This window comes from Bacillus xiamenensis (genome assembly GCF_000300535.1).
GTDB classification, from domain to species: domain Bacteria; phylum Bacillota; class Bacilli; order Bacillales; family Bacillaceae; genus Bacillus; species Bacillus xiamenensis.
In genome coordinates this window covers 26790-35454 of sequence record NZ_AMSH01000034.1, presented here as the reverse complement: position 1 = coordinate 35454, position 8665 = coordinate 26790, and the positions used below count along the sequence as shown (strand labels likewise).

General features: G+C 40.6%; 8 protein-coding genes. 2 read left to right on the top strand and 6 right to left on the bottom strand.

Features of this window, described 5'->3' with window-relative positions; translation table 11 throughout:
* Positions 1-398 precede the first annotated feature (398 nt).
* A complete protein-coding gene (locus tag BA1_RS11710; protein ID WP_008359153.1) occupies positions 399-923 on the top strand; it encodes a peroxiredoxin family protein in 525 nt (174 codons plus the stop codon).
* 31 nt (positions 924-954) lie between these two features.
* Here the strand turns inward: BA1_RS11710 and BA1_RS11705 are convergent, their stop codons facing one another.
* The 6 genes from BA1_RS11705 to BA1_RS11680 all read right to left on the bottom strand — a co-directional run bounded on the left by BA1_RS11705 (position 955) and on the right by BA1_RS11680 (position 7415).
* The gene (locus BA1_RS11705; protein WP_008359151.1) at positions 955-1164 is read right to left on the bottom strand and encodes a hypothetical protein; all 210 of its coding nucleotides are present in this window, start codon (positions 1162-1164) and stop codon (positions 955-957) included.
* A 14-nt stretch (positions 1165-1178) separates the two neighbouring features.
* Entirely contained in the window at positions 1179-2312 is a 1134-nt protein-coding gene (locus BA1_RS11700) for a DUF418 domain-containing protein (protein WP_008359149.1), read from the bottom strand.
* Between the two features lie 131 nt (positions 2313-2443).
* Entirely contained in the window at positions 2444-3739 is a 1296-nt protein-coding gene (locus tag BA1_RS11695) for an adenylosuccinate synthase (RefSeq protein WP_008359147.1), read from the bottom strand.
* Between the two features lie 529 nt (positions 3740-4268).
* Positions 4269-4682, bottom strand: a complete 414-nt coding sequence (locus tag BA1_RS11690) for a VOC family protein (RefSeq protein WP_008359145.1) — start codon at positions 4680-4682, stop codon at positions 4269-4271.
* A gap of 130 nt (positions 4683-4812) precedes the next feature.
* A complete protein-coding gene (dnaB, locus tag BA1_RS11685; protein ID WP_003214779.1) occupies positions 4813-6177 on the bottom strand; it encodes a replicative DNA helicase in 1365 nt (454 codons plus the stop codon).
* A gap of 281 nt (positions 6178-6458) precedes the next feature.
* The gene (locus BA1_RS11680) at positions 6459-7415 is read right to left on the bottom strand and encodes a DUF4885 family protein (protein WP_008359143.1); all 957 of its coding nucleotides are present in this window, start codon (positions 7413-7415) and stop codon (positions 6459-6461) included.
* A 109-nt stretch (positions 7416-7524) separates the two neighbouring features.
* On the opposite strand from BA1_RS11680, the gene BA1_RS11675 reads away from it, so the two are divergent.
* Entirely contained in the window at positions 7525-8382 is an 858-nt protein-coding gene (locus BA1_RS11675; RefSeq protein ID WP_034739223.1) for a hypothetical protein, read from the top strand.
* Positions 8383-8665: the final 283 nt, after the last annotated feature.

Genomic DNA, 8665 nt, shown 5'->3' with positions numbered 1-8665 from the left:
GAACCTTCGACCCTCTGATTAAAATTCAGATGCTCTACCAACTGAGCTAATGGCTCTCGGTTTGTGAAAAGTGAATCTGAAGAAGCTGTATTGCGCCAAACCAATCGCTTTAAAAAGCTGGAACATCGCATGCTAACAAGTTTCAGAGACCTTTGCAACAACGAGATTTATAATATCATAGAGTCATTACATATGGCAATACGTTTTTCGACATTTTTTTTAAAAAAAGTGTTGGACTGGATCTCTTCTGTCAAACTACCTATTCCTGCAATCGCCTTCAATGAATCCTTTCTATGAATGGTCAATTCCTATTCAGCACACAGAAACGTTTGCTTCCAATCGAAAATGGTTATACAAGGAACAAACAGCATGGTGATTGAAAAAGGAGGAAGCACAGGATGAGTTCATTTAAATTAGGAGACAAAATGCCCGATTTTTCACTGCCAACCGTACAGGGCGATCACATTGATTTTTACAAACATTTAGAGGAGCACCAAAGCTGGCATCTGATCGTTTTCTTTAGAGGATCTTGGTGCCCGGTATGTGTAGAGGAATTAAAAGAGCTGGAAAAACAGCAATCCTATTTTCAAGGCAAGGATATTCACTTAATGACGATTTCAACGGATACCCCTGAAAACTTGAAGGAACTTGCAGACAAAGAGGGACTTTCTTTCCCCATCATGTCTGACCAAGACCTCACTTCATTAAAAGCCTATGAAGTCTTCTATCACGGGGAAGATGCCCCATACGAAGATCATGGGGTGCACGGAGAACCTGCCTACTTCTTATTAAATGAAAAAGGGCAAGTCCTCTATCAACAAAGACAAACAAGTCCGTTTGGCAGACCGCATGCCAACGAACTGGTCAAAATCATTCAATACATTCGCAAAAACTTAAAAGGCCAATATAAAAGCCTAAAATAAGAAAGAAGCTCTCATCAAGAGGGCTTCTTTTTTATGAATGTCTTTTGTTAAATAGCCAATCTGCGGCGAAAAACACAAGGAGACCCGCCATTAAAATCACAAACGTGACGGGTGGTCTGTCACCTTGAAAAAAAGCGTACAACGCATGTCCTCCTAATGCCAGAAGATAAAAGACAAACGCCGGCACTGCTGCTTGATGTGCGTTCACTTCTTCTCTTTTCGTCATTTTTTTAAAAAACATTGAGTCTATCTCCTTTATGATGCTTTCTTCATCGTCACCCGGCGAAGTGCCCGCGATCGAATATATTCCATTGGTCCCATTCGCCAGACGTTTAAGCAGCATGCCGAAATGGCAATTTGCAGCAGGGAGATCAACAGCCATGCCAAGACGATGAGAGGTGCGTTGATTTGACCGCCAAGCCCCAATCCCCAGCTGTAAAAAAGGATAGAGCAGATGACATTTTGCAGGATGTAACAGCTAAGTGCCATTTTCCCTACATATTCAAACCAAGTCCACATGAACCAAGATTCCGTTCGCGCCAAAAGCTTCGCCATGACAGCGATATAGAAAATAGAAAGGAATGGAGAGAACACATAGCGCACCACGAATTCCACTATTTCATTTGGTACGAAGACAAGTGCATTCAGCGGCAAACCAATCCACAAACCGATTCGGAATAAAGTTTTCCGCAGAGATCGTCCACGCTCATTTGCATAAAATACACCGGCTCTCATCATCCGTACACCTAATAAAAACAAAAATGTATTCATCGGGATAATAAAGATCGCTTCTTCTCGGTACATAAAAAAGTGCTGTAATCGGTCTTGAACTTGAGAAATCCATGTCTCTGGCATCTGTTCTTCTAACGCTGGTTCGCTGCTTTGGTCATAGGATTCAGTCTCCAATTCAGAGAGAGAGAACACAATCAGAAAAGCCATCACCAACAGATGGATTGCACCAGAGAAGATCATGCCTTTTTTAATGCGCCGATTCCCTCCACGTACAATAAAAGCCACAAGGAGACCCGTGACGGCATAACTCATGAGCACGTCATATTCCATCACAAGAGCAAAATGGACAAAGCCCTCGATGAATAAGAATAAAAGAATCCATAAATATGTACCCGGCCAAGGCGTATTTTTTCTTTTCGCCTGCTGATATTTCAGCTCTAGCCCTACACCAAACATGATCGTGAGCAGCGATAGCATTTTGCCATAAACGAACATAGAGACAAGACTTTCAAGAAAACTGCCATTCTCATATTCATCCGCAATCTGATCTGTTGCAAAGGTATCCCCTACGTATGCGAAAAACCAGACGTTCGTACCCAATGTGCCTAATATCGCAAAACCTCGTAAAATATCTAATAATCGTATTCTTTCTTTCACTAGAACGCTCCTTCCCTTTTATACAGTTATCATATTTTGGTAATGACGGGAAGTCCGTTCCGTTGAAATTAAGGAACATTTAAACAAAAAAACACCAGTAAAATGTGTGATTTTACTGGTGTCTGATCAGTCTATAATGATGGACGGTACACGCTGCGGACAACGTTCGTTTGGGAACGGTCTGGTCCGACTGAGAAAATAGAAAGTGGAATACCTGTTAATTGTGAAATGCGCTCTAAATAATGGCGGGCATTTGCAGGCAGTTCACTTAAATTCTTCACACCTGTAATATCCTCTGTCCATCCTGGCATTTCTTCGAAGACAGGTTCACATTTCGCTAATTCCTTTAGACTTGCTGGGAACTCTTCAGTGATTTCTCCGTTTAATTTATAAGCGACACAGATTTTCAATTTCTCAATCCCTGTCAGTACGTCGATGGAGTTAAGAGATAAATCTGTAATTCCGCTCACACGGCGCGCATGACGGACAACCACACTGTCAAACCAGCCAACACGGCGCGGGCGGCCAGTTGTCGTACCGTATTCACGGCCAACTTCACGGATTTGATCGCCAATTTCATCATGAAGTTCTGTCGGGAATGGGCCATCACCAACACGAGTTGTATAAGCTTTTGATACGCCAACCACATGTTGAATTTTCGTAGGACCTACACCAGAACCAATCGTCACTCCTCCAGCCACTGGGTTAGATGACGTCACGAACGGATATGTCCCTTGATCGATATCAAGCATAACGCCTTGTGCCCCTTCAAAAAGAACACGGCGGCCTTCATCTAGAGCATCGTTCAATACAACAGATGTGTCCACGACATATTTTTTCACTTGCTGACCATATTCATAATACTCATCTAAAATATCTTCAATTTTGAAGCCTTCGGTGTCGTACATTTTCTCTAAAAGACGATTTTTCTCTTCTAGATTACGGGCAAGCTTCTCTTCAAATACTTCACGATCTAATAAATCTGCGATACGGATTCCGACGCGGGCAGCTTTGTCCATATAAGCTGGTCCGATTCCTTTTTTCGTCGTACCGATCTTGTTAGCCCCTTTCCGCTCTTCTTCTACCTCGTCCAATTTTAAGTGATAAGGCAGAATGACATGGGCTCTATTGCTGATTCTGAGGTTATCTGTACTCACATTCCGTTCGTGAAGATACGCAAGCTCAGTGACCAACGCTTTAGGATCAACCACCATTCCATTACCGATGACGCAAGTTTTCTCTTTATAAAAAATACCAGACGGAATGAGGTGTAGCTTGTAAGTCACTCCATCAAATTTGATTGTGTGACCTGCATTGTTTCCCCCTTGATAACGGGCAATCACCTCTGCATTTTCTGAAAGGAAATCAGTAATTTTCCCTTTCCCTTCGTCACCCCACTGCGTACCTACTACGACTACTGAAGACATATCGTGCACCTCCGTTAACCTTTCAAAACGTTATCTCTTTCAAACACATTTATTTTATCAATGCACAACGAAAAAGTCAACGTGAAATCCGAACATTAATATCTCGAAATCAAATTTTGTTCGTTTTACATGTGAAGAAAAGCGCTTTAATGGCTCCTTCCACGCTTAAAAAGGGAGATTTCGAGCAAAATAACTATTTTATCGTTTCACACTGCTTATTGATTTTCAGTCATTTGAATCATTGGGCTTGCCATGACGTCCGGTGAATGCGGTCTACCTTTCCTCAGCTGTTCCAACATAAACAGAAATCACAAATTGGCGGGTCAGGCTTTGCCCTGCAACTTCTTCAAAAATGGCTGTCTGACCCTCTATGCTCCTGCAAATGCTGATAGAAACGGTACATGTTGCATGGTAGAACATGCGGGATTAAGGCGAAGCTGGGATGATCGAAATTTTTTCTGACATCATTGAAGAAAAGCAGACAGCCCTTTATCAACCAACTAAAAAACTCCCGGTCATGGGAGTCTTTTTAAACAGGTGTAATTCCTTCTGTATTCATGAGCACCACCCGATATCCATCTGGATCTTCAATGGTCACTCCTCCTCGATCCCAGTACGGATTAGCAGAGATCACGCGGCGTCCGCCAAATGTGATCAGCTTCTCTTTCATCTGCTGAAACTCATCTTCATCAGGAATATAGAACACAAGCAGCTGCTCAGGATGCGGAATGGGAAGGGTCTCTTCCTCCTCATGCTTTGTGATTTCTAGATGGACATGCTGGTGAGGAAGCCCAAGCATGACCCCATCATACCCTTCATGCTGATCAAATGAGCCTATTCGTTTAAGCCCTAAACCTTCTTCATAAAAGGAAACAGCCTCTTTCATGTTGACGGTGGGGCGTGCGATGCGTAATTGAGCGGCTTCGAACAGTTGAAATTTCATCCGTTATCACTCCTTTTCTCCTTTTAGTATACGCTCTCTTTTTCTCCCTCTCCTCCTCATTTCGATGGTTTTTCAGTCATTCTTTCGATGTAGATGGATCAAAAAAAAGCCCAGCTTCTTGAGCTGGGCTTTAAGCACCGGGCGGAACACCCGCATCGTCAAACCTTCTTTCCAGGTTGACGAATTTGTTATATTCTTTGACGAACGCTAGTGATACCGTGCCAACTGGACCGTTACGCTGTTTCGCAATAATAATTTCAATAATGTTCTTATTCTCTGATTCTTTGTCGTAGTAATCATCACGATAAAGGAATGCCACAATATCAGCATCCTGCTCAATACTTCCTGATTCACGAATATCAGACATCATCGGACGTTTGTCCTGACGCTGCTCTACCCCGCGGGAAAGCTGAGATAGGGCAATGACTGGCACTTCAAGTTCTCTTGCGAGTGACTTTAAAGCCCTAGAGATTTCAGATACCTCTTGCTGACGGTTATCGCTTGATCGTCCGCTTCCTTGGATCAGCTGCAAGTAGTCAATCAGAATCATGCCAAGCCCGTTTTCTTGCTTCAAACGGCGGCATTTCGAACGAATTTCACTTACTCTAATGCCTGGTGTATCGTCAATGAAAATCCCACTGTTTGATAACGAGCCCATCGCCATTGTCAGCTTACCCCAGTCCTCTTCAGTCAGATTACCGGTTCTTAGGTTTTGTGCATTGATATTCCCCTCTGCACAAAGCATACGCATGACCAGCTGTTCAGCACCCATCTCTAAACTAAAGATGGCGACACTTTCATCTGTCTTGGTTGCGACGTTTTGTGCAATGTTCAAGGCGAAGGCTGTTTTCCCTACTGACGGACGAGCCGCTACAATAATCAAGTCATTTCGCTGGAATCCAGCTGTCATCCGATCAAGCTCTGAGAAACCCGTTGGAATCCCTGTAATATCACCTTTTCGGTTATGAAGCTGTTCAATATTATCATATGTTTGAACAAGAACGTCTTTAATGTTTTGAAAAGCCCCTGAGTTTTTACGCTGAGCCACTTCCATAATGGTTTTTTCAGCGTCACTCAATAGATCTTCTACTTCATCCTCACGCGTATACCCATCCTGTGCAATGGTTGTCGCTGTACGGATCAAACGTCTTAAAATGGATTTTTCTTCTACAATTTTTGCATAGTATTCAATGTTTGCAGCAGTTGGAACAGAGTTTGCAATATCCGTTAAATACGAAATTCCGCCTACCTCTTCTAGTAAGTCTGTATTGGCAAGTTCTGATGTCACCGTGACAAGGTCAACCGGTTCCCCTCTATCACCAAGTACAAGCATCGCATTGTAAATCTTTTGATGCGACATTCTATAGAAATCCTCTGGAATTAATACTTCAGAAGCGAGCGTTAGCGCAGATGGTTCTAAAAAAACAGCACCTAATACGGCCTGCTCGGCTTCTATATTTTGCGGCGGCAGCCGGTCATCGAGAAGTTCCGTCATGCCAAGCACCGTCCTTTCATAAAAAAATACGCTACTCATCATTTTAACATTTTCAGCAATAAAAAAGTGAAAAACATCGACTATAGTCAAAATTACCATGTTGATTTTTCTTTGAACAGCAAACCAACGCATTTCAATAGAAAAGACTCTGTAACATAAATTGTTAAAGAGTCTTTTGTATCGTTAATAGGATTTGTAGCTGTTGTTCACACATGTGATCGATACTCCAACATGGCATGTACACGCACATGATCAAATATTGAAAATATCAGGTGCGTTTTTTAATCTATCGTTTTCTTAACTCCGTAATTCACCTTTTGTCCAATGTCATATAAAGACCCGTTTTCATACCCAATAGATAACACCAAATCGGGAATAGAATCATACCCGTTCTTCGCTAGATCAAAGAGTTGTGCACCATAATGTGATGCAGCAATGCGGGCATTTTCTGCTGTGTATGGGTTTTTCAGAAGTTCTTCTTTGTAGATATCGAAAATATTCGCTCCGTTTTCCGTTAAAAATTGACCGTTTACAATACTTAAATCTTTTAAATTGTAGCCTGTTACCGTTTTGATTTGATTGACAAGGTGGAACTTTGCAAGTGAATCCGGCGTGAATTGAGTCGAATCATCATTTCTACTTTTCATAATATGAAAAAATAGTTCTCTTGTATTGTTACTTGTATTTAATATGTCTTCTATTTGTTTGATCAGTGATTCATCAGTTGCTCCACTCACCACTAATTTGAAATGATTTGGGTCAATGGTAAAAGTTAAATTGGCGTTTTTAGGAATGTTCAAACCATTGGTAGAAAACAAAGCTTGCAGTTGTTCATTCACCTTTTGACGATTTAATAGTTTCTTTTCTACACTTTCTTGGGTAGGATCGTACCGTTTTTCATTACGGAAGATAGCATCATTGAAGTCATATTGTCCGCCTTTATTATTCCTTGCCCAACTCATTTCCATCGTATAAGCAGCTTCTCTCTCCACTTTAGTTAGATCACTTCTGAAATAAGAAGAGTATGGATTTCGATACTTATCATATATATGACTCTGAGGATCTTTGAATCGTTTATTTTGTTCATTTATTTTTTCGTATTTTTCATCTAATATTTTCATTCGTCTATCAGATTCGGTCATCACTTCGTTTGTACTTTTAATAGCTGATTGACCTTTAGAGTTTATTTGGTTCAAATTGTTCGAAGAACTGGCTGTATATGACGTATTAATATTCATTTTGATTCTCCTTTTTTAAGAAAATAGTGATTATTAAATATATCGGCAATTCAGTTAAAATTTGTTAGTTTAATGTCGATATAGTAATTATTACAAGGAGGGTTAATATATGACAATTACTATCTTTAAACGTTTATTATTACCAGCATTATTATTGGCGCTTGTTACTAGTTTTTTTGCACCTACTTCAGCGGAAGCAGCAATTACGGGGAATAACAGTCCTAACACTGCAAGTTCAATGGGATATTGGAAAAATAGTCGTTCAGACACGACAATCTTACCTGAAGGTGAAAATGAAGCGTATTATCAGTTTACGATCAATAAAGGGGAAAGAGTATATGTCAGAAGTTCGTATAATAAGCAATATACAGGGATGAATATCGAGGTGTATAATTCGAAATATTCTAGGACAGGATCCGAAGTTATAAATCCTGATTCAGTAACGCCTTTTATTTTTGCAAATACTGGTGACGTGACTTCAACTTCAGAAACTTATTTTGTGAAAGTAACCCGTGGTACATATACCGGTAACATGTATTTTACTGTTTCCATTCAAGATCGTATTAAATCTGGAAATGGGACATTCAATTTTACAGGGACTGCTACGAACTTAGGGAATTCTTCTTTAAATTTTTTAGGAGTTGACTCTTCAGTCATTACAATGGATTTAACGAATAATTCCACAGTTCCTAAACGCGCTGTAGTTAAATCAATTACGACAACTAGCACTCAAACGCCCAACCAAGGGAATGTCACACACAAACTGATGGCTAGTGATAGTAATATTTGGTATCAATCACTTTTCTCCTCTGCAACAAGTGGTTCTTATCGTATATCTCTGGATGATCAATTAAGAGTCGCTCAAAAATGGAGCTTTAAATACAACGCAAAAGCTACCGCGAGATCTACTATGAGCAATGTCAAAGCCGATATCCGTTACGAATATGATGTTACCGATGGATTTTAATTGAATGATGTTTACAGATATGTACACCAATATGATCAAAAAGTAAGGGTACATCCCTTACTTTTTTTATTGCCTCGTTTTTGATGCTATATGTTATTTCGCCACTTTTAAAACAGCCCCTCCTCTTTCAACACGCTCTCTAGCAGAACCCCGACTGACCATTTCATTTTGTTATGAATGAAAATGTTAAAAAGAAGAGTAGTGTATTTTTGTATGAAAGGACGGTGCTTGGTATGGCGGAACTTCTCGATGACCGGCTGCCGACGCAAAATATAGAAGCAGA

Coding starts and splice junctions, on each gene's coding strand:
- BA1_RS11710 (WP_008359153.1), top strand. CDS start 399: ATGAGTTCATTTAAATTAGGAGACAAAATGCCCGATTTTTCACTGCCA.
- BA1_RS11705 (WP_008359151.1), bottom strand. CDS start 1,164: ATGTTTTTTAAAAAAATGACGAAAAGAGAAGAAGTGAACGCACATCAA.
- BA1_RS11695 (WP_008359147.1), bottom strand. CDS start 3,739: ATGTCTTCAGTAGTCGTAGTAGGTACGCAGTGGGGTGACGAAGGGAAA.
- BA1_RS11690 (WP_008359145.1), bottom strand. CDS start 4,682: ATGAAATTTCAACTGTTCGAAGCCGCTCAATTACGCATCGCACGCCCC.
- dnaB (WP_003214779.1), bottom strand. CDS start 6,177: ATGACGGAACTTCTCGATGACCGGCTGCCGCCGCAAAATATAGAAGCC.
- BA1_RS11680 (WP_008359143.1), bottom strand. CDS start 7,415: ATGAATATTAATACGTCATATACAGCCAGTTCTTCGAACAATTTGAAC.
- BA1_RS11675 (WP_034739223.1), top strand. CDS start 7,525: ATGACAATTACTATCTTTAAACGTTTATTATTACCAGCATTATTATTG.